A 25051-nucleotide genomic window follows, 5' to 3' on the forward strand; every position below is an offset into this window, starting at 1 on the left:
CCCATTTGCGAGGACAAACTATAGGGTTAAATGTCACTTCTCAACCACTTGCCAGTGCTGGCCAGATGATACCCGCGCGCTCCAAAGAGGAGCTGGACCGTTATCATGCTGCCGCCCAAAGTGATAGAGACGCAGCGCGGACGCTGGGATGAGTTGGTATATATCCTGCCGCTGGGTGTCGATACTAATTCGGCCATCAAACTGGAGCTGGGTTATCTGGGAGGCATGATACAGCGAGAATTTCTTTTCAAGGGCAGCAGCAATAGTGGTGGCCCTGTCACATTGGAGACAAGCTCAGGCGGGTTGAGTACTATGCCTGCGCTGGTGGTCGGCAAGCAAGGGAGTAAATAATGGACAAGGCGAACGAGGTAATAGAGGTGAGCGAGCAGGAGACGCCTTTTCATCAGCTACCGCAGGAAGAGCAACAACGCATTATCGATGCCAATCAAAAAAGGGTGCGTGAGGCACCGACGCTCCACGAATGGGATACCCGAGTGCCAGAGGCGTATGCTTGGGTAATGATATCAATAGTAGTCGGTTCTATGATGCTTCTCTTTGGTGGCGGGAGTGTATATTCAACAGGTGGTAATGACTGGAGTTTTTTTATATAGCGCTTGGTGTTTCCATCGTAATGATATTTTATTTACGTTATTTAGTTATGGCGGATAAAAATTACCATTACCGACTAACAACAGAAGGTTTAATTGTTACATATCAGGAGGCTATTCCGGAAATGGCCTACACCATAGTGCGTGGTCTTGCTTGGTTGGCAATGGCAATATGTGTGATGGCCGTTTCCGTATTGGGGCCATTAGCGCTGGTTGGTGCAGGTGGGATGGCGCTCTTTGCGGTATTTTTCACTGGCTTTAAAAGTGAAGTGTCAGAGCATGAAACAATGTTTAAAAAAGACTGGCCCTACACGCTTTCTATTTCTAATAGAAAAAAGGCGATTAGATTCGAATCAAACCCCTTTAAAATATCATATAGCGATAACTTATATTGTAGGCCTGAGGATTTTGAATGGGTTGTTGAACTGATTAAAGAGCAGATTAGATGCGTCGAGATAAAGTATATTAAAGGTCACCCAATGACCTGATGTTTATATCCTAGCTGTCATTAGATAAATAACTATTGTGGCAGTTCACCATGGAAATTACCTGTCAGCTTGTTTGACGAGGAGGTCAAGCTGGTTCGTTATCAGACAGCCATGAAGCCCTGAATACAGGAGACCAAACGCGGACGCTGGGATGAGTTGGTCTATACCTTGCCGTTGGGTGTCGATACCAATTCGGCCATCAAACTGGAGCTCGGGTATTTGGGGGGCATGGTACGGTGGGAATTTATCTTCAAGGGTAGTGGAAATAGTAACGGGTCCATCATTTTGGATAGCAGTAGCGGAGAGTTGGGTTCTATGCCGGCGACTAGTAGTCGGTAGTCAAGGAAATCAATAATGAACAATGCTAATAAAAAAATGACATGAGTGAGCAGGGCGAGTCCCATTGCAAAACTTCACATGAAGAGCAACAAAAGATTGTTGAAGTCAACAAAAATAAAATAAAACACGCACCTGCAGTGTATGAGTGGGATATTAAAGTGAAAACAGTAGGAGTCCTTTTTGCTATATTGTTCCCTACGGGGATATTGTTTCTTGTTGGTACGTTTGTTTTATATGGAGGTAGCAACTCTGGCTGGGGGTTTATAATTGTTAGTATTTTGGTTGCTCTGTTTTCTCGTTATTTATGGCTGGCTGATAAAAACTACCATTATCGAATGACAACTGAAGGCCTCATCACAACTTATCAGGATGCGATACCTGAAATGGCTTACGACATAGTGCGTGTGCTGGCTTGGTTAGGGGGAGGGGTATGCGTAATAGCTGTTACTATTTTAGGGCCTATTGCTCTAGTTGGTGCAGGTGGTATGGCACTTTTTGCATTCTTTTTTACTAATTTCAAAAAGGAAGTTACCACAGATTACACTCTATTTAACAAAGACAAGGTTAATCTTGTTAAAGTGGTTAGAGATATATCCTATATTAGATTTGAAACTGTTCCATTTGGTTACTCTGGGTTCGCGAATATATATTGCCATGAAAGTGACTTGAATAGAATTTTATTGTTTTTGCTACCGACGTTGAGTTGTGATGAATATAGATAATTTAAATCCTTATCATCTTTAATGAAGGCTCCCCATAATAAAATTGATGCTGGTACTCCAAGAAAAATGGATGAGCTCCAAGAGTAACTAAAGTGATATTGTATTAGTGGCTGGAGCAATCTACCAAGGGTAAACAACCTGCTGGCTGGTCTGAGTAAGACGAGCCGGCTCGCTTTGAACAGCTAGTTAATAAGCTGCGGATAAGGATTACCATTACCAGCTAACGATCGAGGGCCTATACCCAGTCCTTGGCTTGGTCTGGCTGGGATACACGTCATGGTCAGGATAAAAAGTTGGGCGTGCGTGCAATCTAGCAAAAAGCGGCCCGGGAGCAGGCCGCTTTGTCTCTACTTTGTTCAATTCGACTCTGCTATTGCACCGCCAGGGTAATGTCAATCCTGTGGTGCCCATCGATCAGTGGCACGCGAAATGGTGAGCCGCAAGGCTCCATCAGCACACCATCGAGTCGGAGGGTGTCTGCTTGCAGCCCCGATAACACCTCTGTATTCACCGCTATGTTGTAGTGGGCGGCATCAAGGGTGATGGTTGCGCTAAATCCGGGCCAATGCGCGGGCAAGTTGGGGGCGATGAGCAACAGCTGCCCCTCACGACGGATCCCCAATATGCCTTCGATACCGGCCTGATACATCCAGCCAGACGCCCCCGTGTACCAAGTCCAGCCGCCACGACCGTTGTGCGGCGCGACTGAGTAGATATCCGCAGCCATCACGTAAGGTTCAACCTTGTAACGCTCGACGGCCTCAGGATCCAGTGCATGGTTGATGGGGTTGAGCAGGCAGAACAGGTCATAAGCCTTGGTGCCTTCTTTGAGGCGCGCGAAGGCGAGGATGGCCCAGATGGCGGCATGAGTATACTGGCCGCCATTTTCGCGCAGTCCGGGCGGATATCCGCGAATATATCCCGGATTCTGGGTCAGCTTGTCGAACGGTGGACTGAACAGCAGAGACAAACCCTGATCGTATTTGATGAGGTGTTGCTCCAGGGATTGCATGGCTATTCTGGCTCGGGTCGGGTTGGCCGCACCGGACAGGACGGCCCAGGATTGTGCGATGGAGTCTATCTGGCATTCGGGGCTCTCTTTTGAACCCAGCCAGCTGCCGTCATCGAAGGTCGCCCGGCGATACCAGGCACCATCCCAGGCTTTGCGTTCCAGCGCGACCCCGACCCGGTTGGCATGAGCCAGCCAGAGCTCGGCACGCTTGTCTTGACGGGCGTGGGCCAGGGGCGCAAACAGACTGATGGTGCGCAGTAGCAACCAGCCTAGCCAGACACTCTCCCCCTTGCCTGCACTGCCGACCTGATTCATCCCATCGTTCCAGTCACCCGAACCCATGAGTGGCAGACCATTGCTCCCGGTGAGCGCCATGGCTTGATCCAGGCAGCGAGCGCAATGCTCATACAGAGAGGCTGACGTTTCGGATACTTGTGGCAGGAAGAAGGCATCCTGCTGCTCCGTGCCCAGTGCCGGGCCTTCCAGAAACGGGATCTCCTCATCGAGAATGCTGTCATCGGCACTGCTTCGAACGTAGGTGGCCGTGGCGAAGGCCAGCCAGACCCTGTCATCGGAGATCCGGGTGCGCACACCCTGGCCCGAGTGGGGCAGCCACCAATGCTGCACATCCCCTTCAATAAACTGGCGAGCGGCCGTGCGCAACAAATGTTGCCATGTGCTCCGGGGGTTGGCAAAGCTGAGCGCCATCCCGTCTTGCAACTGGTCGCGAAAACCGTAAGCGCCTCCCGCCTGATAGAAGGCAGAACGAGCCCAGATCCGGCATGCGAGCGTTTGATACATCAGCCAGCCGTTGAGCATTATGTCCATGGCCCTGTCCGGGGTCTTGACCTGAACGGCCCCGAGCAGTGCCTGCCATTGAGCCTCCACCTCGTCCAGCACCACATCGAGATCATGACGATAGCGGGTGACGAGGGCACGGGCTTGTTCGGTTGAGCCTGCCTGACCGAGCAGGATCACAAGCTCAAGGCTCTGGCCCGGGGCAAGATCAACATGGGTTTGCAGCGCTGAACAGGGATCAATCCCGGCCCCTGTGCTGCCAGACAAGGCTTTATGGCTTGCCAGCGCCGCAGGAGAGGCGGGTTGACCACGGTATCCCAGGAACTCACTGCGATCGGCGGTCCAGCTCGTTTGCTGTCCCCCCAGATCGAGGAAGGCTACCCGGCCAGGGAAGGCGGCATTCCAGGGGTTGTGTGCCAGCATGGCCCCCGTCTGTGCATCCATCTGGGTCGTGATAAAGGGGGCTGTGACGCTGCGAGAGGCGCCCAGCACCCATTCCACGTAACAGGTCACTGAGAGACGGCGGGGGACATTCGTCTGGTTGCGCAATGTCAGGCGGGAGATCTTGACGGGATCCGCTACCGGGACATATTGCAGCAACTCGCTATGGATGCCGTGAACCTGATGCTCGAAGCTGCTGTAACCGTAACCATGACGAGCGATATAGGTACCGCCATCACGAATGGGCTGAGCGGTCGTCGTCCAGAGGTCAAGGGTCTCTTCATCGCGAATATAGATGACTTCACTGACGGGATCCGTCACAGGATCATTGGACCAGGCGGTCAGCTGGTTCTCTTTGCTGTTGTCGGCCCAGGTGTAACCACTGCCTTCGGTGGAGGCTTGAAAGCCAAACTGCGGATTGGCAATCACGTTGATCCAGGGGGCGGGTGTGGTGTGACCCGCGCTGAGCAAGGTGACATATTCACGTCCGTCTTTGGCAAACCCACCCAGCCCATTGAAACACTCCAGCTCGGGATGCTGTAAATGTTTGCTGGCGCCGATGTGGGGGGCCCTGAAGACAGGTGAGGGTTGCGGTGACTGTGATGTGTCTGGCAGACGGGCCAGTTGCTCCTGCAGGGAGCCACGGCGAGCGACCAGTACGACCCGCGCCGCCGCATACAGCAGTTGGCAAACCTCGGCATTCATCAGATCGGTGCGCACCGTATAGACGGAGCCGCGGGCCAGCTCGCTATGGAAGCGTGGTCGGGACTGGCTGCTGCGCACGGCTGTCTCTATGCCATTTTGCAGATCCTGCACATAGGTAGCGGCGTGCTCATTGACGATCACCAGATCGACGGCCAGACGTTTCATGCGCAGATATTCATGGGTCAGCAGCAGTTCGCGTACCTGGGCCAGATCCTCTATGTCATCGATGCGCAGCAGCATGATGGGCAGGTCACCTGAGATGGCGAGCTGCCAGAGGGCGGATTGCAGTGCCAGCCCATGCAAAATGGTGTTCGATGAGGCGCGAAAGCGCGAGTCAGCGTAGAGCAAGGGAGCTGCGAGCCGCTGGAAGTTGGCCGCATCCGCCGCCTGAATATCCAGATGGTGCAACTGCACCTGTGCCTGGGTCCATGCCAGCGTCTTGGCCCGTTGGAAGGCATGGCGGTTGTGGTGCTGATCGATGAGATCGAGCAAGGCCTGCCGCGATGAGGCCACCAGCGTCCAGAATGCAACCTTGGTACTGCTGCCGGGCAAGACCTGCACCTGCTGGCGCAGCGAGAAAATGGGGTCGAGCACTGTGCCCGTTGTGTTGGACAGGGCAACATCCCGCTGCAAGGCATGGGCCGAGGCCAGGGTTCGGCCCTGACCAATAAACCGGGCACGATCGGATTCATATTGAAGCGTACCGGCCAGCTGCTCCTCGACAATGATGAAGTGAGCGGCCCAGATCTCGCTGTCTTCCGGTGTTCTGGGGCGCCGGGTCGCAATCAGCGCGCCCAGCTCCGCCAGAAATTCGGTGACCACAAAGAGCTTGCTGAAGGCGGGATGCGCCCTGTCAGTTTCCGGTGTGGTCAGCACGACCTCGGCGTAAGAGGTGAGCTCGATACAGCGGGTGCTGCGACCACGGTTGTTCAGCGAGATACGTCGTACTTCGCCATCCGCTTCACCGGACACCAGGACTTCCAGTGTGGTGGTCAGGCGGTCGTGATGATGAATAAACTGTGCCCGATCCTCGGCAAAAACAACTTCCCCCTTGTGGTCGGAATTGCCCAGCGGGTGCGCACAAGGAGACCAGGTCTCACCACTGTGGACATCGTGCAAAAAGAGGAAAGAACCCCAGTGGTCCCGAGTGGCGTCCTCATGCCAGCGGGTGATGGCAATGTTGCCCCAACGGCTATAGCCGGCCCCCGCACTGGTGAGCATGACGTTGTAGCGACCGTTGGAGAGCAGGTGGGTCACGGGGGCACCCAGGGTCGATGAGGACAAGCGGCGTACTGATCGCACGTCTTGTATGGTCCTGATCCGCGATGCCTTTATCTCGGCGGCACGGGGTCTGACAATGGGCATGTCCTGCGGGATCCGCTCTTGCAGCAGCAGTTCACAAGCCTGAATGATGGGCTCTTCATGGAATCTGGCGCGCATCAGCCCCTGATGCAGTGCATTGGCGAGGGCGACGATGGTCATCCCCTGATGATGGGCCATGAAGTTGTGCACTATGGCCACATCCTGGTTATCGGGCAAACGGGACGGGGTAAAGTCCAGCGCCTCGTAAAAGCCGTAACGCCCACCGCCACCCATGGCAGCCAGCCGTTGATAGTTTTTCAAGGCAGCGCCCGGGTTGACCATGGCGGCCAAACCTGTGGCATAGGGTGCTATCACCCGGTTTTCGGCCAGTCCGCGCTTGAGGGCAAGCTGGGGAATGCCGAAGTTGGAGTATTGATAGGTGAACTCCATGTCCCGGGCGTTGAACGCCGACTCCGATATGCCCCATGGAATGCCCAGCGAGTGGCCATAGCTTATCTGCAAGTCGACGATCAGGCGGTTGGTACACTCCAGCTGAGAGCCGATAGGGGCCCGCATGACAAGGGAGGGCATCAGATACTCGAACATGGAGCCGGACCAGGAGATCAGGGCCGCAGCTTGGCCCAACGGGGTAGCAGAGCGACCCAGCTTGAACCAGTGCTTGGTCACGACATCGCCTTTGGCGATGGCGAACAGGCTGGCAAGCCTTGCCTCCGAGGCGAGCAGATCATAGCAACTGTTGTCGAGCCGGTTGTCGGAGAGGGAATACCCGATGGAGAGCAGCTGGCGCTCCGAATCCAGCAAGAATGCGAAGTCCATTCCCATGGCCAGGGTGCGTGCGCGTTCGGCCAGTGCCTGCAGCCGTGGCGCAAGCGCATCGGGGAGGCTGGCGTCATCCTGGCGATGTTCGGCCACCGTCTGACGGAGCGCCTCTGACCAGAAGATGACCTCGGCCCCCTCTTTGGGATGCGCTGGCAGATCAATACGGTGGGCTGTCTCGACGCCTTGCTGCGCAAGCCGTTCGAGCTCAGCTAGCTGGCTTGTTACGGGCTGCTCGCCATAGAGTTGGTTGCTGATTGCTTTCAGGCAGGCCGTGAGCGTGTTCACCGGCTCGCTGTTTTTCACCGGGTAGGCTTGCAGGGCCTGAAGCATCAGCAGATAGGTGTCTTGCAAGCCGCTGCGTATCGAGCTGTTGTCGGCGGCTTGTTGCCAGTTTTCGCAGGTGCTCGCGACCACCAGCAGATGGCCCGCAAGATTGCCACTGTCAACGGAAGAGACATAGGCCGGCTCCAGGGTGAGCAGGCGCCGGGTGTCATACCAGTTGAAGAAGTGGCCCTTGAAGCGCGGCAAGTGTTGCATCACCTCCAGGGTGGCTTCCAGCCGTTTGATGACGGCCTCGCGCCCGGCCCAGCCAAAGTCATTGGCAGCCAGGGTCGAGAGCAAATAGAGTCCCATGTTGGTGGGCGAGGTTCGATGGGCAATGACCTCTATCGGAACTTCCTGAAAGTTGTCAGGTGGCAGCTGGTTGTCGAGATCGGTCACAAAGGTCTCGAAATAGCGCCATGTCTTGCGGGCAATCAGCCGCAGCTCTACCGCTTCCCTGGCACTGCAGGTCATCTGTTTGCTCAGATAACGGGGCCGGCTGGTCCAGTACGCCACCAGGGGCGCCAGCAGCCAGAGGGTGCCAAAAGGCAGTACCAGCGGCCAGGCGGTGGGGGCACTGAACAGCGTCATGGCGCACACTCCCATTCCCAGTACCGCACCGCTCATCATCATTTGGTAAAAGCCCTGGCAGGCCAGTCGCGGTGCGCCCGAGGTTTGAGCCGTGGTGGTCCACTCCAGCAGGTGGCGATGTGACAGGGATAACCGGAACAGAGTACGGACTATGGCATCTGTCATGCGCCAGGTCTGGTCGGCCAGAAAGGTGAGGCTGAGCAGGGTTTGCATGACGGCACGCTGCAGGCTATTGCCAATCCTGCCCACATAATGGCGCCATAAAATATCCTGTTTGCGCGGGAGTATGGTGAAGATGAGGGGCAAAAATATCGGAAGAGCAAGACAGGCAAGCAGCATCAGATCCGCCGCCACGGCCGTGCCCAACGGCAGTTGCCAGGACGCCAGAAAAGCCAGCAGGGCACTCGGTGCCAGCAGTGAACGGCAGAGGTTATCAAACATTTTCCAACGCCCTATCAGGGGCAGTGAATGCTGGCCATGTTTGCGCTGACAGATCCAGGCGAGCAGTTGCCAGTCGCCACGTGTCCAGCGATGCTGCCGTTTGGCACTGACGTCGTACCGCGATGGAAACTCTTCGACAACTTCAATATCCGAGGCCAACCCTGCGCGGGCAAAGATGCCCTCAAACAGGTCGTGGCTCAGGTGACTATTTTCCGGTACACGCCCTTCCAGCGCGGCGGTAAACGCATCGACGTCGTAGATGCCCTTGCCGGTGAAAGAGCCCTCCCCGAACAGATCCTGATAGATATCCGAAACGGTGGCTGCATAGGGATCCATGCCGCCGGGCCCTGAGTAGAGCCGTTGGTAATAAGAGCCATCCTGACCCAGTGGAAGAGAAGGTGTGACGCGGGGCTGGAGAATGCCATAGCCATGGGTGACGCGCTGCTGATCGGCATCAAAATGCGCGCAGTTGAGGGGATGCGCCATCTTGGCAATCAGGCGACTGGCGGTATCCCGCGGCAATCGGGTATCTGCATCCAGGGTGATGACATAGCGCACATTTTGGGGGACGGCAGGGGGCTGACCATCGATCACCATAAAACTGGTGTCCGTTGCCCCTCGCAGCAAACGGTTCAGCTCATAGAGCTTGCCACGCTTGCGCTCCCAGCCCATCCAGCACTCCTCGCCCGGGTTGAACTGGCGGTGGCGATGGAGCAGCAGGAAGCGATCCCCTGACGGCCCGGGGCCATATTTGCTGTTCAAGCGGGCGATGGCCTGACTGGCTTCGCTCAGCAGGGCCGCATCTTCGAGCATGTGTTCCTGGGCGGCATCCATCCCGTCGGAGAGCAGGGCAAAGCTGAGATCGCCACTGATCCCTGACAGGTGATGGATCTCCAGCTGCTCGACTTGTGCCAGCAGATCGGAGTGAGAGGTCAGCAGGGTGGGGATGACCACCATGGTGCGCAGGGATGAGGGAATGCCGTGAGTGAGATCCATGGCCGGCAGAGGCATGGGCACCAGATAAAAGCTGATGAGATAGTTGACCAGCGAGATGGCTGCCGCCTTGACCGGCAAGAAGGCAAACAGGATGAAGAGCGGCATCCAGAGGGACCATGGCTCACCGGGCTGTGCGAGCTGCTGGTAGGTGAATGTCAGCAAAAGCAGCGTCAGCAGGGTAATGATGCCGACATAGCCGCCGATCCCGAGTCGGGAATGAAACCGGTGAAGTCGAAGGCGTAACGGGGGGCGAAAACCCAGATCGGTTTCCAGGGCGAGTCGACCCTCGGCCATCAGGTGATAACCGGGATCCTGCACCCTGAGTTTTATGTCGTCTGGCAGGGTGTCGACATCTTGTCGGGTCGCCGACAGGACCCGCGCCGTGACATCCAGCTCATCGTGGGGGGAAGAGCGGGCCAGCAGCTCGATTGCCCGGCGATAGAGATTGCGGGTGGGAAAGTCCATCTCGGCGAAGTGGGTACTGGCTCGTAACTGCTGATCCACCAGACTCATCTTTTCAAATTGCTCGCTCCAATCGATGTTCGAGATGAATCGCATGCTGGTGATGATGTTGCGAATGGTGACGTTGGAGGCCCCCTGCCGCTGCTGTGCATGCTGGACCACTTCATCGATGGACCCCCCCTGCAGCGTCAGGCGCGCTTCCAGCCAGCCGAGTGCCGGTGTGATATCGGGATCCTGGTCACGCAGCTGTTTGACGAGTTGAGCGGCAAAAATCTCGGACAGTGGGCCTGTGGCACGGGAGGCAATGTCTTCGTTCAGCGCAGACAAGGCGCACCCTGAGGCGAGCAGGCGCGAGCAAAGGAGATCTGCATCGGCTCTGGCCTGGCGGGCCAGCGTGATCTGCTCAACCAGACGCCGCAAGTTTTCAATGAGCACGATCCTGAGGGTGATGGGGACAGCCCATAACTCACCAATGGTCAGCGGTTGCACACGCTGATAGGCCAGGATGAAACGGCTCAAGATCTCTGGGTCGAAGTGGCTGTCGTTGTGTGCAATGAAAGCCCAGGCGATGCCAAAGACTCTGGGATAACCGGCAAAGGGGCCTTCGGCCAGCTTTGGCAACTGACGGTAGTAGCTGGTGGGCAGGCTGCTGCGGATCTCGTAGATCTGGGCTTCGACCAGGTGATAGTTGTCGAGGAACCACTCGGCCGCATGGGTCAGATCGTGCCCCAGTTCGAGTTCAGCCGCATTTGCCTGATGGGCTGATGACAAGACGGCCTCGTTTTCTTTCAGGCGCAGATGCAATGATTGCACCGCCGCCGGTCTGGCGGTGACTGACTGGGCTTCTGCCAGCGTCATGGCGTGGGATTCCAGCCGCTCTATGCCGAACAACTCTTCACGAACGGGCTCCTTGTCCTGCCAAGGGTCATTGGTTGGCTTGAAGCCAAATAACCTAGTGCACCAACCATTCATGGATATCTCCCTGCTTGTTGTTACCGGACCCGGGTCCGCGTTCGTGGAACATCAATCCATCGTTGGATATGGGTAATGTCTCTCTGTTGTCGGCGGCTCGTTCGGAGCCATCGACATGCATGACTGATGAAGGGGCTAGCCTCGCCTGTCGCGCGACAGCAGACAGGCAAGGGCCCAGGTGTTGGGTAGCTAATGAACTGTTCAATGGAAGAACGGGGAAAGGTGAGTCCTGGCGGTTCTTCAAAGGCGGGCATAAATGACCTGCCGCCGGGTCTGACAGCCGTGGTGAACAAGCACCTTGTTTCACGTGAGTGCAGTCGCTGCACTGACACTATGGGGGCGCGGGGGAGTGCCGTCTGTTCGCTAACGCACGTGCTCGGGTGAGTCCGCCTGACAAGGTTGTACCATCCAGCCGCAGGGAATGAGCGATTCGCTTGGGTTCAATTGCAAGGCGCCACCAAGCTGTCACTGACAGCGTGGTGGCCTATTGGTGGAACGCAGATGAAGGTGTGCGGGGGCTGGCGCTATGCCGATGCGGTGTCGGTGTGTCTATCATGCCGGCTCGGGATCAGCCCTATCAGGTGCTGCAGGCTCTTCTGACGGGGATGGCGGCGGGTGGCGAGGCTGATGCGGGTGGTGAGCGGTTCATCGGCGATGGGGTGATAGCTGACGCCGTGGGGATGCAGTTCGCTCACAGATCGCGGGATGATGGCAACCCCGAAACCGGCCTGCACCATGCCGACGGTGGAGATCACCTGCGGGCTCTGGCTGCCGAGACGGGGGCTGAAACCGGCCCGCTGGCAGCGTTGGGTGATGGCATCGTGCAGGCCCGGCCCCAGTTCGCGGGGGAACAGGATGAAGGGATCCTGCGCCAGGGCCTCGATGGCGATGGCGCCCGTGCTTGCCAGCGGGTGGTGCGGGGGGAGGGCGATCAGCATCTCCTCCTCATCGATGAGATGGTGAGTCAGCGCCGAGCTGCTGCTGCACGGCAGGCGCAGTATGGCGGCATCCAGCTCCTCGCTCATCAGGTCGCGCACCAGATTGGGCATGCTGTTCTCGATGGGATGCAGGCTCACCTCTGGCCAGGCCTGGCGAAAGTCGTGGATGAGCCGCAGCACGCTCGGGTGCAGCACAGTGGAGCCGGCAAAGCCCAGGCGCAGGGAGCCAAGCTGACCGCGGGCGATGCGCTGGGCCTTCTGCATGGCCTGCTCGGTTTGCGACAGTATGCCCTTGGCATCCTGATAGAGGCTCAGCCCCGCCTCGGTCAGCTCCACACTGCGGGTCAGCCGGTGAAACAGCGGCGTGCCCACCTCCTGTTCAAATTTGCGGATCTGCTGGCTGAGGGGCGGCTGGGCCATGCCCAGCGTCTCGGCCGCCTTGGTAAAGCTCTGCTTCTCTGCCACGGCTACCAGGTAGCGCAGGTAACGAAATTCCATATCTGGTACGTCTCGAAGCTGATGGGTTTGGATATTGGTATCAAAGTGTGATCTTGGTCACTATTGAATCCTGATTTGCCAACCTAACAGGATTGGAGGTTAAATCCAAATGGAAACCCATACACAGTGTGACTGTGCCATCGAGATCAGCCAGCAGTTTGCTCGCTGGCAAGCCCGTCAGGGTGGTGGCGAAGTCTATCAGAGCTCCTTGATGAGCGCCCTGCTGGCCGGCGTCTATGAGGGCGAGACCACCATGGCCGATCTGCTGCGCCACGGCGACTTTGGTCTTGGCACCTTCAACCGCCTCGACGGCGAGCTGATTGCGTTCGAGCGCCAGATCCATCAACTCAAGGCCGATGGCTCGGCCCGTCCGGCCCAGGCCGGGCAGAAAACCCCGTTTGCGGTGATGACTCACTTTCGACCCTGTCTGGAGCGCCGCTTCGATCACCCCCTCAGCCGCGACGAGATCCATCAGTGGATCGATCAGCTGGTGGGCACCGACAACGTCTTCGTCGCTTTTCGCCTCGATGGTCTGTTTGAGCAGGCCCAGGTACGCACAGTGCCCTGCCAGACTCCGCCCTACAAGCCCATGCTGGAGGCCATAGAGGCACAGCCTTTGTTCTCGTTCAGCCAGCGGCGCGGCACCCTGGTGGGCTTTCGCTGCCCACCCTTCGTGCAGGGGATCAATGTGGCCGGCTATCACGAACATTTCATCACCGAAGATCGCAAGGGCGGTGGTCACATCCTCGATTACGCCATGGGCCACGGCCAGCTGCAGTTGTCTGTAGTTCAGCATCTCAACATAGAGCTGCCGCGCAACCCTGCTTTTCAACAGGCTGACCTCAATCCCGCCGATCTGGACCGCGCCATCCGCGCCGCCGAAGGCTAAGCCCTTCGCTTACAAGGAGTTATTCTCATGGAAAATCAACACTGGAGCTGCGGGGCCGAGCTGGTCGTACGCCATCTGGAGGCGCAGGGCGTCAAGCAGGTATTCGGTATTCCGGGGGCCAAGATCGACCGGGTATTTGATGCCCTGGAAGATTCCCCCATCGACACCATAGTGGTGCGCCATGAGGCGAATGCCGCCTTCATGGCCGCCGCCGTGGGCCGTCTGACCGGCAAGGCCGGGGTGGCGCTGGTGACCTCGGGCCCAGGTTGCGCCAACCTGATCACAGGCCTTGCGACAGCCACCTCGGAAGGGGATGCCATGGTTGCGCTGGGGGGCGCGGTGCGACGTGCCGATGGCCTCAAGCTCACTCACCAGAGCCTGGACACCGTCAGCCTGTGCCGCCCCGTCACCAAGTTCAGCGCCCAGGTGGGAACCGGATCCGCCCTGTCCGAGGTGATGGCCAACGCCTTTCGGTCCGCCGAACTGGGTCGTCCCGGCGCGGCCTTCGTCAGCCTGCCCATGGACATCATCAACGAGCCGACCGATGGCGCCATCCTGGTGCCCAGAGCCATACCCGAACCGGGCGCCGCCGATGAGGCAGGCATAGACAGGGCGCTGAGCCTGCTGGCACAGGCCCGCAAGCCGGTAGTGCTGCTCGGCCTGCTGGCCAGCCGGCCGGAGAACTCCCTCGCGGTGCGCGCTTTTCTCGACAAAAGCCGGTTGCCGGTGACGGGCACCTATCAGGCGGCCGGTGTGGTGGATACCCACCATTTCGATGACTTCGCCGGTCGGGTCGGGCTGTTCAACAACCAGCCGGGGGACAGGTTGCTGCAGGATGCGGATCTGGTGATCTGCATAGGTTACAGCCCCATCGAATATGACCCTGTGCTGTGGAATGGCACGGGTGAGCGGCAATTGCTGCACATCGATGCCCTGCCTGCGGAGATCGACAGCAGCTACTGCCCGGCGGTTGAGTTGGTGGGCTCCATCAGTGCCAATCTGTATTGCTTGACCAAGATGTTGCACAAGCCGTTGGCACGGGACCCCGCCATCGCGGCCCTGCTTGGGGAGATACGGGCCCAGCGTCACCAGCTGACCCAGCATGCCCAGCATCTGGGGGGCATGCCCATCCATCCGCTGCGCATCGTCAAGGAGCTACAGGACATCATAGGGCAGGACATGACACTGTGCGTGGACATGGGCAGCTTCCACATCTGGATTGCCCGCTACCTCTATAGCTTCCGGGCGCGCCAGGTGCTTATCTCCAACGGTCAGCAGACCATGGGGGTGGCGCTGCCCTGGGCCATAGGCGCGGCCATGGTGCGGCCGGGGGAGAAGATCATCTCTGTTTCCGGCGATGGCAGCTTCATGCAATCGAGCATGGAGCTGGAGACGGCGGTGCGGCTCAAATCCAACATAGTGCACATCATCTGGGTCGATAACGGCTACAACATGGTGGCGATGCAGGAGGAGAAAAAGTACCGCCGCAGCTCGGGGGTGAGCTTCGGGCCCATCAACTTCAAGGCCTATGCCGAGTCCTTCGGGGCGGCCGGGTTTGCGGTCACCAGTGCCGAAGACTTGCGGCCGACCCTGCGCGCCGCCATGGCGGTCGTTGGGCCTGCCGTAGTGGCCATACCGGTGGATTACAGTGACAACCACCTGCTGATGGAGCAGCTCAGGCCAGAGTTGTTGAGCTAGCGATCTAGGGGGCAGCCCGAGTTGCGCCTGGCCAATAGCAGAGCGCCCCTTGCCAATCGGCAAGGGGCGCTCTGTCATGACGAGAGGGCATCGGCGATGGCAACAGAAGTCATGGCATGACAGAAGGGGGCATCACCATGGGGCCGGCGACAGTGAGGGCGGTGTCATCCCCGCGCAGCATCCGCACGATTTCGAGGGCAAATTCGATGGCGGAGCCCGGCCCCTGGCTGGTGATCAGGCGATGTGCCTCATCCGTCACGACCCGCGCCGTGCTGAGCTGGCTGGTGGGCAGTTGGGCCTGCAAGCCCGGGTGGCAGGTCACGTTGGCATCTCCCAGCAGATCATGATGCTGCAGTACCACCACGGGGGCTGCGCACATAGCCGCCCGCCAGCGGCCGAGCGCCGCCTGTTCCCTGAGCAGATCGATGGCGAGCGGTGTATCGCGGATTGCCTCGCTGCCGGGCAAGCCGCCCGGCACGACGATGGCTTCGAAGTCACGGCTGGTCAGCTCGTCGATATGATAGTCAGCGACCAGCTGTACCCCGCGGGAGGCACGGATCTGGCGCAGACCCGCCGGACAGCAGGAGGCCAGCAGCACCTCGATGCGTGCGCGCACCAGGGTGTCGACGATGGCGACGGTTTCGATCTCTTCAGACCCCGGTGCTACCAATACCAATACGGTCATGCTGCACTCCTTGGTTACCCGCCATCTCGGCGGGCTTAGCTCTTCTCTTTGATGGCCTGATAGAGGCCCTGATTGACCGGCACCGCTATGCCGTGTTTGGCGGCGCAGGCCAGCAGGAAGCCGGTGATGGCCTCGATCTCTGTCTCGCGCCCCTGCTCCATATCCTGATGCATGGATGAGTAGTTGTCGGCGGTCAACTCGACCACCGTCATGGCGCGGCGCAGCAGCTCATCGCTGCTGGTGGGCTGGCCTTCGGCCTGCATGACGTCGGCCACTTCCACGCAGATCTGTTGCAGGGCATCGGCGAAGCGAGGGCCAGCCAGCTCGCCATTTTTGAGCTTATAGAGCGCCGTCAGTGGATTGATGGCGCAGTTGATGGCAAGTTTTTGCCACTGGCGAGCCAGGATCTGCTCGTCCCAGCCGGCCTGACCGAGGGCGGCGGCGAGATCCTCTGCCAGGGAGGCATAAGCCCTGGCCGCTTCATTGACCGGGCCGAGCCAGGTCTCGCCCTTGCCAGTGTGGCGGAACACGAAGTGACCGCTCTGCATGGCGCCGTGGCTGGTGACGCCCGCAATGACAGGATTATGCGGAAACAGCTGCACCACCTGCTCGGCAATGCCCATGCCATTGTGCAGCAGCACTATGGGCACGCCCGCCGCCAGCTTGCCTGCCAAGGGGGTCAGGGCAGACACGACTTGACCTGCCTTGGTCATTACCAGCAGGCGCTTGATCTGACCGGGCTGGTCGATGAAGCCGCGCTCGATGGCGATCAGCTGGGTCTGGCCTTCCAGCGAGGTGAAATCAATCCCGGGGTGCAGGGTCGAACGGTGGCGATCTCGCAGCAAGACGCGGGTCGATTGGCCGCTTTGAGTCAACAGGGAGGCGAAGACGCCACCCAGGGCGCCGCAGCCCAGCAGTGACCATTGGGGGGAGGAGGGCAGTCGGCTTGTTTTAAGGTTGTAATCGCGTAATCCGCTTGGCATGGAGAGACTCAATCAAGGTAGGGTTGCATTCCGATCAACCATTTACCGGGGATAAGTGAAATGTCGCTTGGCGGACACTAACGGGTCTCGCCATTCCTGTGCGCAGGGGATTCTAGCAGAGCAACCCCATCGAAATCAGCAAATTTGCCGGTTTTCTGGTAGATTTGCGCCCTTATAGCGCAACATGAGGAGCCCTGACATGCCGTCATTCGATATTGTCTCTGAAGTCAAAATGAACGAGGTGTTGAACGCCGTCGATAACGCCAATCGTGAACTGGCGACCCGTTTCGATTTTCGTGGTGTTGAAGCCAGCTTCGAGCTGAACAAGGAAGAAGTAAAGCTGGAGGCCGATGCCGACTTCCAGCTCAAGCAGATGGTCGAGATCCTGCGCGCAGCCCTGCTCAAGCGCAACATCGAGAACAGCTCAATGGACGTGGGTGACAGCGTTCACTCAGGCAAGCGTTTCCACCTGAACGTCAAGTTCAAGCAGGGGATCGAGAAAGAGATCGCCAAGAAACTGGTGAAGTTGATCAAGGATTCCAAGATCAAGGTGCAGGTCGCCATTCAGGGTGATGAAGTACGTGTCACCGGCAAGAAGCGTGACGATCTGCAGGAAGCCATGGCGCTGGTACGTGGTGCCGAGCTGGGTCAGCCGATGCAGTTCCAGAATTTCCGCGATTGATGACGGGCGGGGAAGGTTCGGCCTTCCCCCTTGTTCGATTGCACATAGTGCGATAGCAAAAGGCTCGATGACAGAGCCATAAAAAACCGGAGCAGCTGCTCCGGTTTTTTTGTATCCACATTACCCGTTCGATTAGAACTTGTAGGTAACGGAGAAGTAGTGGCTGAAGCCAGAGCTCTTCCAGGCGGTACCGTCAAACGCGGTAGAGCCGTCTTTGGTGCCGTAGGCATCCATGAAGTATTTCAGGCCATAACCCACTGCGTAGCGGTCGGAGTGCCAGTAGATACCGTGGAAGGTCGCCATGTTGTCGCTGGTGCGGTCAGCACGGTTGTGGGTATCCAGGTCGAAGGCGTAATCCAGGTAACCCTGATAGGAAACGAAGCTGCCGTTGCTGAAGGTATAGAAAGGCTTGAACCAGTTCATGGCGAACCAGTAACCGTTCCAGTCACCTTCTTCTTCGGTGAAGAACTGGTTTTCGGTAGCGTGGCGGGCATACAGGTTCATGCCAACTTTGCCGAACCAGGGAACCATGACATCAGCACCCAGACCGATCATGTTTTCCATCTGGTTGTCGCCGATGTTGTTCAGGGAGGCGATGTACACCTCTTGCACCGGGCCGAAGGAGAGATCTTTACCAGTCAGCGCATCCAGAGACATACGCGGCGCAAACTTCATGAACAGGTTCTGACCATTGTGCTTGTCGCTGTGACGGGAGTCGAAGATGTCGAACACATCAACGTAACCGTACAGGTCAAACAGACCGGAGCGACCACCGAATTCCATTTCGAAATAGGTGTCGTTGTAGCTATCTTGACCGGAGGTGAAGGGACGCTGGTCGATGGTGTGCATGACGTTGAACTGCATCCACTTGTAATCATTCTTGTGGATGTCACCGCTGTAGTCAGCAGCGAAGGCCGGAGTAGCGGCAGCAGCCAGCAGACCGGCAGCGATCAGAGTCTTGGTAAATTTGGCCATTTTATTGGTCTCTTGTGCGTTAGTTGAGGTTTTCCGTAGCCTGCCCACAAGGAGCGGGAGGGATTCTAGCCAAATAAATTCATCGGAGAAACAAGCACCGGGGAACTTTATTCGGAAGTGTGAATCTAATCACCCCCAATTTCACGCAAACGCTTGCTATTTGTCCTGTTCCGAGAGCAAGGCCCTTCCTCGTCTGGCAACCATGACAATCAGGATCAAGACGGGAATGCCGAGCAGGCTGGTGCCGATAAAGAAGGTGCTGTAGCCAAACTGTTCGACGAAGTGGCCGGAAAAACCTGCCAGCAGCTTGGGCATCAGCAGCATGACGGAGCTGAACAGGGCGTATTGGGTAGCGGAGAAGGCCACGTTGGTCAGGCTCGACAAATAGGTCACGAAGGCGGCAGTCGCTATGCCGGCGCTCAGGTTGTCGACCGAGATGATCAGGGTCAGCAGCTGCAGGTTGTGGCCCACTTCGTTGAGCAGGGCAAACAGCAGGTTGGTGCTGGCAGTGAGCAGGGCGCCGAGGAACAGGATCCGCAAGGTACCAAAGCGCATTACCAATATGCCCCCCAGGGCCGCACCCACCAGCGTCATGATGACGCCGTACACCTTGGTGATGGTGGCCACTTCTGTCTTGCTGAACTGCATGTCCACGTAGAAGCTGTTGGACATCACGCCCATCACCACGTCCGAGATGCGATAGCAGGCGATGAGCCCGAGGATCAGCATGGCCGATCCACCGTAACGGCGGAAGAAATCGGCAAACGGACACCAGATGGCCTCATAGATCCAGGCACCGACTCCGGCTAGCGAGGTTGGCCAGCCATGGGAGAGCAGCAGCGCCTTGCGCGCCTCCTGCTGTTCGTTCTGACCGGCGAGATCGATATCCGGCTCATGGCAGATCAGTGTGGTGATGACGCCAAGAGACATGAGTCCCGCCATCAGCAGATAGGTGAGTCGCCAGCCGTTGTAGTCATAGCCAGTGTTGCTGCCAAGCCAGGCTGCCAGCGCCAGTGCCCCCGCACCCGCCATGATCATCGCCAGTCGATAACCTGTCATATAGGAGGCGGCCATGGCTGCCTGCAGCCGCTCCGGCGCCGACTCGATGCGATAGGCGTCGATGACGATGTCCTGCGTGGCGGAGGCGAACGCCACCAGCAGGGCGAACAGGGCGAGTTGGGCCAGCTGGGTCTTGGGATCGCAGAAGGCCATGCCCACCAGTGACGCGGCAATCAGTATCTGGGAGAGCAGCATCCAGCTGCGACGCCGCCCCAGCCAGCGGGAGAGCAGCGGCAGGGGCAGTCGATCGACCAGCGGTGACCACAGCCACTTGAAGCCATAAGCCAGTGCTACCCAGCTCATGTAACCTATGTCGGTCAGGCTGACATCGGCCTCGCGCAGCCAGAACGACAGGGTGCCAAACACCAGCAGCAGCGGCAGACCGGAAGAGAAGCCCATGGCAAACAGGATGAGGACCCGAGACTCAAGATAGACGGCGAGCGAGTCTCGCCAGCTCGGTGTGCGGACAGTGTTCAAATACCTGACTCCTCTGGGAAAATTGCGCCATTTTGTCAGGTTCGGGGGGGATAGCCAAGGCAAGCCGAGCAGGGCGGACCAGGATTCAGGGGCGGGAACCCATGCAGTGGCGGGGGCAGGTGTCTTCCATGGTCAGATAATTGGCACACGCCATCAGCTGCATGCGCAGCCAGACATCGGCGATGATCTGCTGCTCATCCCACTGATGCAGGCTGTGCAGCAGGAACCAGAAGACACCCTCCTGATCGGTGGCGGCTTGGGTGTTATAGGGATCGTGGGGCAAATCTTGCCAGTGGGAGAGGAGCTGCCAGCTCAAGTCTTCCAACTGCTGATAAGGGATTTCTCGTGCCAGAAAGTGACGAACCGCCCGAGCCAGCGGGACGGCGTGTTGGGTTAAGTACTGGTGGTAGATCACCGGAACCTCCTTCTCCTCGGGTGGGCCATGCCCCGGGAAACGGGGCAGGGCCAGAGTATAGAAAGGGGCGCCGGTGACCGGGCAAAGACGCGGCGGAATGTGATCCGGCTCGCGTTATTTCTCCGCCAGCAACACCACCTTCTTCAGGATGATGGGGCTGGTGGGTACGTCGTTGGCGCGCAGAATGGAGCTGTAACCCGTCTGCACCTGGGCCAGCTTGTCCAGCACCTCCATACCCTGCACGACCTGGCCGAATACGGTATAACCGGCGCCTGCATTGGCGTTGAGGTTATTGTTGTCGGTCAGGTTGAAGTAGAACTGGCGGGTGGCGCTGTCCACGGCCTGGGTGCGGGCCATGGCGATGCTGCCGCGTTTGTTGGGCAGGCCGCCCTTGGACTCATTGACCACGGGATCGAAGGTCGGCAGTTGCTGGAACTGCTGGTTGTAGCCGCCCCCCTGCACCACGAAATCCTGGATCACCCGGTGGAACAGACTGCCGTCATAACTGCCGTCCGCCACATAGCGCAGGAAGTTCTTCACCGTCTGCGGCGCCTGTTTGGATGCCAGCTCCACCACTATATTGCCGTGGTTGGTCTCCATCCTGACCTTGGGGCCGGCAAACGCCATCGGGGCGATCAGCATGGCCAGTAACCAGAGTTTCTTCATTGTTTATCTCTCCTTTCTCAGCTCGGCTGACCCTTGAGGTAACCACGCAGAGCGTCATCCGCCATGATCTGTTGCAGCAGGCTGCCCAATTGCTGGTTCAGGATGGATTCCAGTTCGGCCATGCTTGGCTCCCCCGGGCCTTCCTTGCTGGAAGACATGTTGAACTGCTTGGTCAGCTTGCTGCCCTGGAAGTCGGCAATCACCTGCAGGCTGACGCGGGACTTGGTGACATAGGTGAAGGTTTTCTCTTCCACCGTGACGGCGGCGCTGGAGATGGCCAGGGTCAGGTTGGTGGTACCGCTGTTGCCCACTTCCAGTCCCTGACTGCGCAGCCCTTCGGCCAGTTTTTCGGCCAGCAGGTTGTTGAGAGGCTGTTCGCTGTTGACCAGCACGGCTGCCTTCTCTTTCTTCTTGATGGAGAAGACGTAGGCGGCTTCACGCTTGTCGACCCCTTCCAGGGTGATGCGGTTGCCAGAGTAGTACTGCTGGTTGGAGGGGATGACCTGCGGGTTCAGCAGCGCGGTTTCCGGCCAGTGAGTAGCACAACCACCCAGCATCAGGGCGGCCAGCAGCAAGATTGACTTTTTCATCATGGGTTTCCTTTAACCTTATCTTTAGCGTTTGATGGCTTTCAAAATAACGAATTTGCTGTTCGACGCAACGACTTGTGCGTTGGCAAACAGGCGCTTGAGTTTGTTGTGATAATCCAGATGACGGTTGCCTACTATCCAGAGTTCGCCCCCCTGGGGCAACACCCTGTGGGCATCGGTGAACATCTGCCAGGCAATATGATCGGTAATAGCCTGCAACTGGTGGAAGGGCGGATTGCAGAGGATCCTGTCCGCCGAACCGACCGTCACACCGTCGAGACAGTTATTGACCATGAAGCGGGCCCGTGGCAGGCCGTCTGGCAGATTGTGCTCGACGTTGAGTTGCGCCGAGGCCACTGCCATATAGGACTCGTCGATGAAGGTCACCTCCACCTCGGCATCCTTCGCCAGCAGTGCCAGCCCCAGCACACCGTTGCCGCAACCGAGATCGATCACCTTGCGCGCACTGTGGACAGGCAAATTGTCCAGCATGAAGCGGGCACCTATATCCAAGCTGGTACGCGAAAACACGTTGGCATGGTTGTGGATGAGCATGCCGGTGCCCTCCAGCGGCCAGACCGTCGGATAGGGGTTGGCCAGTTCCGGCTGCATCGCTTGCGGCTCACAATGGATCAGGCGCGCCTTCTTCCAGGCCAGCGAGGTGCGGGTTGGCCCCAAGTATTTTTCAAACAATGCCAGGGTCGAGCTGTGAATGTCCTTGGCCTTGCCGGCGGCAATGACGCGAGTAGCCGGTGTGACCACCGCACGCAATGCCAGCAGTTGCTGCTCCAGCAGCGCCTGATACTTGGATACCTTGATCACTACCAGTGCCGGGGCCAGGGGCAGTGGCGCGAGCGCATCCTGCAATCTGATGGCGTGAGGATCCAGTTCGTTCTCTGCGAGGTTGGCAAGGGTCGCCCGCTCGCTGATATAGGAGTCGCTGACACAGACAGGGGCGTGAGGATGCAGAAACGCCGCCAGTGCGCCGAAGCCGTCATTCATGATGATGACGGGGCCGGCTTGCTCGAGAGGCGTCTCAGCCAGGGTATTGATCAGATACTCGTCTGCCGCATCCCAGGCTTGCAACGGATCCTGGCTCTGGCGTGGGTAGCGATACAGGGTCAGACGACAATGAGCCGTGTCGAGAAGGGTTTGCATAAGCGAGAGTCCAACGTGATTCATAAAACAGGCGCCGACGGGGCGCAAAGTGGCGCTATTCTAGCGGGGGCGGAGAATTTCACCAGTCCGGCAGCTGTGTGTGCGGGGCATATTTGCGGCTATTTTCCCACGCCGGGCAATTTCGTCATACCGCCAACTCTGGCTACAATGGCCGGACATCTATTTTGGGAGAGATGCTCGTGACCATGCAACAACAGATAGAGGCCAAGCTGGCCGCTGCCTTGTCCCCCACTCATCTGGAGGTCGTCAACGAAAGCTATATGCACAGGGTGGCACCGGGTTCCGAGAGCCACTTCAAGGTGGTGGTGGTGAGCCCGCATTTCGACGGTCAGCGGTTGCTGGCCCGTCATCGTCAGGTCAATGCCGTGCTGGCCGACGAGCTGGCTGGCGCCATTCATGCACTGGCGTTGCATACCTATACTGAGCAGGAGTGGTTGCAAAGGGAACAGGCACCAAAGACGCCGAGCTGTGTCAGTAAAAATGGGCTGGCCTAACATTATTGACCAATCAGTTACTTAATCTGCGACCAGTTAACAATTAACAAACGTTTTTGGGCTGCGTCTTGTGTCCGGAAGCAGGGCGCTATTCCCCTGCCCAGACATCAAAATTTCTAATCCATTTTTGAACATAAAAACTATTACCCATTTTGGGGTATTAATGGCTAACTCAACGCAGAGCCTGAGGTTTAGCGAAAAAAACGGTGCGATTAAATTTCGATGATTTTGTGATAGAGCGGGGATTTTCCCCATTTTGCATAGAAGCTGACTTGCCATAAGTGCTAAACTCAAGCGCTTTTGAATGACCCTGTATGTTGCTGATTTGTTTGTCGCTTCGACATTATCCTGCAACATGAACGGGCTCATTCAACAACTCGTCGTGATGTATTTCTCGGCGCTAACCAACCTGTCTTCCCTTAACGGTAGTGCAAGTGAGTATGATTACAATTAAAAGAGGACTGGACATCCCCGTGCTGGGTGCTCCGGAGCAAGTAATCTACGATGGCCCGGCCATCACCCGTGTTGCTACACTCGGCGAAGAGTTCGTGGGGATGCGTCCTACTATGCTTGTCAAAGTAGGTGATCGCGTCATTAAAGGTCAGGAGCTCTTCGAAGATAAGAAGAACCCTGGCGTTAAATTCACGGCCCCTGCCACCGGTGTGGTTTCAGAGATCAACCGGGGTGCCAAGCGCATTCTGCAATCCGTTGTCATCGATATCGATGGGTCCGACGAGCAGGTGACCTTTGAACACTTTGCGTCTGCCGAGCTGGCACAGCTCGCGCGCAGCAAGGTGCAGGAGATCCTGGTCGCATCAGGCCAATGGACTGCGTTGCGTACTCGCCCGTTCAGCAAGGTGCCGGCCGTGGAGTCTTCTCCCCGTGCCATTTTCGTCACCGCGATGGACACCAACCCGCTGGCTGCCAATGCCGAGCTCATCATCAAGGAACAGTCACAGGCTTTCCTCGATGGTCTGGCCGTATTGACGCGCCTGACCGATGGCGCCGTCTATGTCTGTAAAGGCGAGGCCAGCCTGCCGCACGCCTCTCTGGCGCAAGTCAAAGAAGAAGTGTTCGTCGGTCCGCATCCTGCCGGTCTGCCAGGCACCCATATCCACTTCCTGGATCCGGTCAGTGCCAAGAAGGTGCAGTGGTACATCAACTATCAGGATGTCATCGCGTACGGCAAGCTGTTCACCACTGGCCAGATCTTCACCGACAAGGTGATCGCCCTGGCTGGCCCGAACGTATTGAAGCCTCGCCTGCTGCGTACCCGCATGGGTGCCTGTATCAGCCAGTTGACCAACAACGAGCTGCGGGCGGATGAAAACCGCGTCATCTCCGGTTCCCTGCTCAGTGGTGCCAAGGCCGAAGGGGTCCATGACTACCTGGGTCGTTACCACAATCAGGTGAGCGTGCTGAGTGAAGGTCGTGAGAAAGAGTTTCTGGGATGGGTCAACCCCAGCGCCAGCAAGTTCTCCATCACCCGTACCACCCTCTCGCATTTGGTGAAGGGCAAGCTCATCAACTTCACTACCACCACCAACGGTAGTGATCGCTCCATGGTGCCTATCGGCAACTATGAGCGTGTGATGCCGCTCGACATCCTGCCGACCCTGCTGTTGCGGGATCTGGTCTCCGGTGACATCGACAACGCGCAAGCGCTCGGTTGTCTGGAGCTGGATGAGGAAGATTTGGCGCTCTGTACCTTCGTCTGCCCCGGCAAGACAGAGTACGGCCCGATCTTGCGTGAGTGCCTGACCAAGATAGAACTGGAAGGTTAAG

Annotated in this window: 20 protein-coding genes; 9 read left to right on the forward strand and 11 right to left on the reverse strand. The window is 57.9% G+C overall.

Annotation, left to right across the window (positions count from 1 at the left end):
• Positions 1-105: 105 nt before the first annotated feature.
• The 4 genes from AC1P02_RS10660 to AC1P02_RS10675 all read left to right on the forward strand — a co-directional run bounded on the left by AC1P02_RS10660 (position 106) and on the right by AC1P02_RS10675 (position 2157).
• Positions 106-351 (forward strand): hypothetical protein, encoded by a 246-nt coding sequence (locus tag AC1P02_RS10660; RefSeq protein ID WP_429179633.1) that lies wholly within the window; start codon positions 106-108, stop codon positions 349-351.
• Entirely contained in the window at positions 351-611 is a 261-nt protein-coding gene (locus AC1P02_RS10665; RefSeq protein WP_306641018.1) for a hypothetical protein, read from the forward strand. Before AC1P02_RS10660 ends, AC1P02_RS10665 begins: the two co-directional genes overlap by 1 nt.
• A 20-nt stretch (positions 612-631) precedes the next feature.
• Positions 632-1096 (forward strand): hypothetical protein, encoded by a 465-nt coding sequence (locus AC1P02_RS10670; RefSeq protein ID WP_485185371.1) that lies wholly within the window; start codon positions 632-634, stop codon positions 1094-1096.
• Between the two features lie 380 nt (positions 1097-1476).
• Positions 1477-2157 carry a hypothetical protein gene (locus tag AC1P02_RS10675; protein WP_485185372.1) on the forward strand — a complete coding sequence of 227 codons (681 nt, stop codon included), beginning with the start codon at positions 1477-1479 and terminating at the stop codon, positions 2155-2157.
• A gap of 370 nt (positions 2158-2527) precedes the next feature.
• On the opposite strand, the gene AC1P02_RS10680 is transcribed toward AC1P02_RS10675, so the two are convergent.
• The gene (locus AC1P02_RS10680) at positions 2528-11038 is read right to left on the reverse strand and encodes a GH36-type glycosyl hydrolase domain-containing protein (protein ID WP_485185373.1); all 8511 of its coding nucleotides are present in this window, start codon (positions 11036-11038) and stop codon (positions 2528-2530) included.
• A gap of 524 nt (positions 11039-11562) precedes the next feature.
• The gene (locus AC1P02_RS10685; protein WP_485185374.1) at positions 11563-12474 is read right to left on the reverse strand and encodes a LysR family transcriptional regulator; all 912 of its coding nucleotides are present in this window, start codon (positions 12472-12474) and stop codon (positions 11563-11565) included.
• Between the two features lie 109 nt (positions 12475-12583).
• Between AC1P02_RS10685 and budA the strand changes: the two genes are divergently transcribed.
• Positions 12584-13363, forward strand: coding sequence for an acetolactate decarboxylase (gene budA, locus AC1P02_RS10690; protein WP_005311953.1), 780 nt, complete (start codon positions 12584-12586; stop codon positions 13361-13363).
• A gap of 27 nt (positions 13364-13390) precedes the next feature.
• A complete protein-coding gene (gene alsS, locus AC1P02_RS10695) occupies positions 13391-15061 on the forward strand; it encodes an acetolactate synthase AlsS (RefSeq protein WP_169046636.1) in 1671 nt (556 codons plus the stop codon).
• A 109-nt stretch (positions 15062-15170) separates the two neighbouring features.
• On the opposite strand, the gene AC1P02_RS10700 is transcribed toward alsS, so the two are convergent.
• Both AC1P02_RS10700 and AC1P02_RS10705 read right to left on the reverse strand, forming a co-directional pair.
• Complete coding sequence (locus AC1P02_RS10700; protein ID WP_271772015.1) at positions 15171-15746, reverse strand: DJ-1 family glyoxalase III; 576 nt, start codon at positions 15744-15746, stop codon at positions 15171-15173.
• 35 nt (positions 15747-15781) lie between these two features.
• Positions 15782-16729 (reverse strand): ketopantoate reductase family protein, encoded by a 948-nt coding sequence (locus AC1P02_RS10705; protein ID WP_485185375.1) that lies wholly within the window; start codon positions 16727-16729, stop codon positions 15782-15784.
• A 199-nt stretch (positions 16730-16928) separates the two neighbouring features.
• On the opposite strand from AC1P02_RS10705, the gene AC1P02_RS10710 reads away from it, so the two are divergent.
• A complete protein-coding gene (locus AC1P02_RS10710) occupies positions 16929-17411 on the forward strand; it encodes a YajQ family cyclic di-GMP-binding protein (protein ID WP_005311958.1) in 483 nt (160 codons plus the stop codon).
• A gap of 132 nt (positions 17412-17543) precedes the next feature.
• Here AC1P02_RS10710 and AC1P02_RS10715 read toward each other — a convergent pair whose 3' ends face one another.
• From AC1P02_RS10715 to AC1P02_RS10740, 6 genes are all read right to left on the reverse strand, one after another.
• Positions 17544-18386 carry a nucleoside-specific channel-forming Tsx family protein gene (locus AC1P02_RS10715; protein WP_021139380.1) on the reverse strand — a complete coding sequence of 281 codons (843 nt, stop codon included), beginning with the start codon at positions 18384-18386 and terminating at the stop codon, positions 17544-17546.
• A 156-nt stretch (positions 18387-18542) separates the two neighbouring features.
• Positions 18543-19922: an AmpG family muropeptide MFS transporter gene (locus tag AC1P02_RS10720; RefSeq protein WP_059112156.1), complete on the reverse strand. Its 1380-nt coding sequence runs from the start codon at positions 19920-19922 to the stop codon at positions 18543-18545.
• 85 nt (positions 19923-20007) lie between these two features.
• Positions 20008-20337 (reverse strand): hypothetical protein, encoded by a 330-nt coding sequence (locus AC1P02_RS10725; RefSeq protein ID WP_485185376.1) that lies wholly within the window; start codon positions 20335-20337, stop codon positions 20008-20010.
• Positions 20338-20451: 114 nt separating this feature from the next.
• Positions 20452-21003, reverse strand: a complete 552-nt coding sequence (locus AC1P02_RS10730; protein ID WP_021139377.1) for a peptidylprolyl isomerase — start codon at positions 21001-21003, stop codon at positions 20452-20454.
• A gap of 17 nt (positions 21004-21020) precedes the next feature.
• On the reverse strand, positions 21021-21593 hold the full coding sequence (locus tag AC1P02_RS10735) for a YajG family lipoprotein (protein WP_059112153.1): 573 nt from the start codon (positions 21591-21593) through the stop codon (positions 21021-21023).
• A gap of 24 nt (positions 21594-21617) precedes the next feature.
• A complete protein-coding gene (locus AC1P02_RS10740) occupies positions 21618-22751 on the reverse strand; it encodes a methyltransferase (protein ID WP_485185377.1) in 1134 nt (377 codons plus the stop codon).
• Positions 22752-22945: 194 nt separating this feature from the next.
• On the opposite strand from AC1P02_RS10740, the gene AC1P02_RS10745 reads away from it, so the two are divergent.
• Positions 22946-23266 carry a BolA family protein gene (locus tag AC1P02_RS10745; RefSeq protein ID WP_277736430.1) on the forward strand — a complete coding sequence of 107 codons (321 nt, stop codon included), beginning with the start codon at positions 22946-22948 and terminating at the stop codon, positions 23264-23266.
• A 36-nt stretch (positions 23267-23302) separates the two neighbouring features.
• Here the strand turns inward: AC1P02_RS10745 and AC1P02_RS10750 are convergent, their stop codons facing one another.
• Positions 23303-23623, reverse strand: a complete 321-nt coding sequence (locus tag AC1P02_RS10750) for a hypothetical protein (RefSeq protein WP_125728881.1) — start codon at positions 23621-23623, stop codon at positions 23303-23305.
• Positions 23624-23706: 83 nt separating this feature from the next.
• Here AC1P02_RS10750 and AC1P02_RS10755 point away from each other — a divergent pair, with 83 nt between their 5' ends.
• Complete coding sequence (locus AC1P02_RS10755) at positions 23707-25050, forward strand: Na(+)-translocating NADH-quinone reductase subunit A (protein ID WP_058393508.1); 1344 nt, start codon at positions 23707-23709, stop codon at positions 25048-25050.
• Position 25051 lies beyond the last annotated feature (1 nt).

It is taken from the genome of Aeromonas sp. TS_SC_11 (genome assembly GCF_057318915.1).

What these genes read in the sequence shown, in the direction of transcription:
- AC1P02_RS10745 (WP_277736430.1), top strand. Translation starts at nt 22,946, where the DNA reads ATGCTCGTGACCATGCAACAACAGATAGAGGCCAAGCTGGCCGCTGCC.
- AC1P02_RS10685 (WP_485185374.1), bottom strand. Translation starts at nt 12,474, where the DNA reads ATGGAATTTCGTTACCTGCGCTACCTGGTAGCCGTGGCAGAGAAGCAG.
- AC1P02_RS10700 (WP_271772015.1), bottom strand. Translation starts at nt 15,746, where the DNA reads ATGACCGTATTGGTATTGGTAGCACCGGGGTCTGAAGAGATCGAAACC.
- AC1P02_RS10740 (WP_485185377.1), bottom strand. Translation starts at nt 22,751, where the DNA reads ATGCAAACCCTTCTCGACACGGCTCATTGTCGTCTGACCCTGTATCGC.
- AC1P02_RS10705 (WP_485185375.1), bottom strand. Translation starts at nt 16,729, where the DNA reads ATGCCAAGCGGATTACGCGATTACAACCTTAAAACAAGCCGACTGCCC.
- AC1P02_RS10665 (WP_306641018.1), top strand. Translation starts at nt 351, where the DNA reads ATGGACAAGGCGAACGAGGTAATAGAGGTGAGCGAGCAGGAGACGCCT.
- AC1P02_RS10680 (WP_485185373.1), bottom strand. Translation starts at nt 11,038, where the DNA reads ATGAATGGTTGGTGCACTAGGTTATTTGGCTTCAAGCCAACCAATGAC.
- AC1P02_RS10735 (WP_059112153.1), bottom strand. Translation starts at nt 21,593, where the DNA reads ATGAAAAAGTCAATCTTGCTGCTGGCCGCCCTGATGCTGGGTGGTTGT.
- AC1P02_RS10670 (WP_485185371.1), top strand. Translation starts at nt 632, where the DNA reads ATGATATTTTATTTACGTTATTTAGTTATGGCGGATAAAAATTACCAT.
- AC1P02_RS10730 (WP_021139377.1), bottom strand. Translation starts at nt 21,003, where the DNA reads ATGAAGAAACTCTGGTTACTGGCCATGCTGATCGCCCCGATGGCGTTT.
- AC1P02_RS10750 (WP_125728881.1), bottom strand. Translation starts at nt 23,623, where the DNA reads ATGTTGCAGGATAATGTCGAAGCGACAAACAAATCAGCAACATACAGG.
- AC1P02_RS10755 (WP_058393508.1), top strand. Translation starts at nt 23,707, where the DNA reads ATGATTACAATTAAAAGAGGACTGGACATCCCCGTGCTGGGTGCTCCG.
- AC1P02_RS10715 (WP_021139380.1), bottom strand. Translation starts at nt 18,386, where the DNA reads ATGGCCAAATTTACCAAGACTCTGATCGCTGCCGGTCTGCTGGCTGCT.
- AC1P02_RS10660 (WP_429179633.1), top strand. Translation starts at nt 106, where the DNA reads ATGCTGCCGCCCAAAGTGATAGAGACGCAGCGCGGACGCTGGGATGAG.
- AC1P02_RS10710 (WP_005311958.1), top strand. Translation starts at nt 16,929, where the DNA reads ATGCCGTCATTCGATATTGTCTCTGAAGTCAAAATGAACGAGGTGTTG.
- budA (WP_005311953.1), top strand. Translation starts at nt 12,584, where the DNA reads ATGGAAACCCATACACAGTGTGACTGTGCCATCGAGATCAGCCAGCAG.
- AC1P02_RS10675 (WP_485185372.1), top strand. Translation starts at nt 1,477, where the DNA reads ATGAGTGAGCAGGGCGAGTCCCATTGCAAAACTTCACATGAAGAGCAA.
- alsS (WP_169046636.1), top strand. Translation starts at nt 13,391, where the DNA reads ATGGAAAATCAACACTGGAGCTGCGGGGCCGAGCTGGTCGTACGCCAT.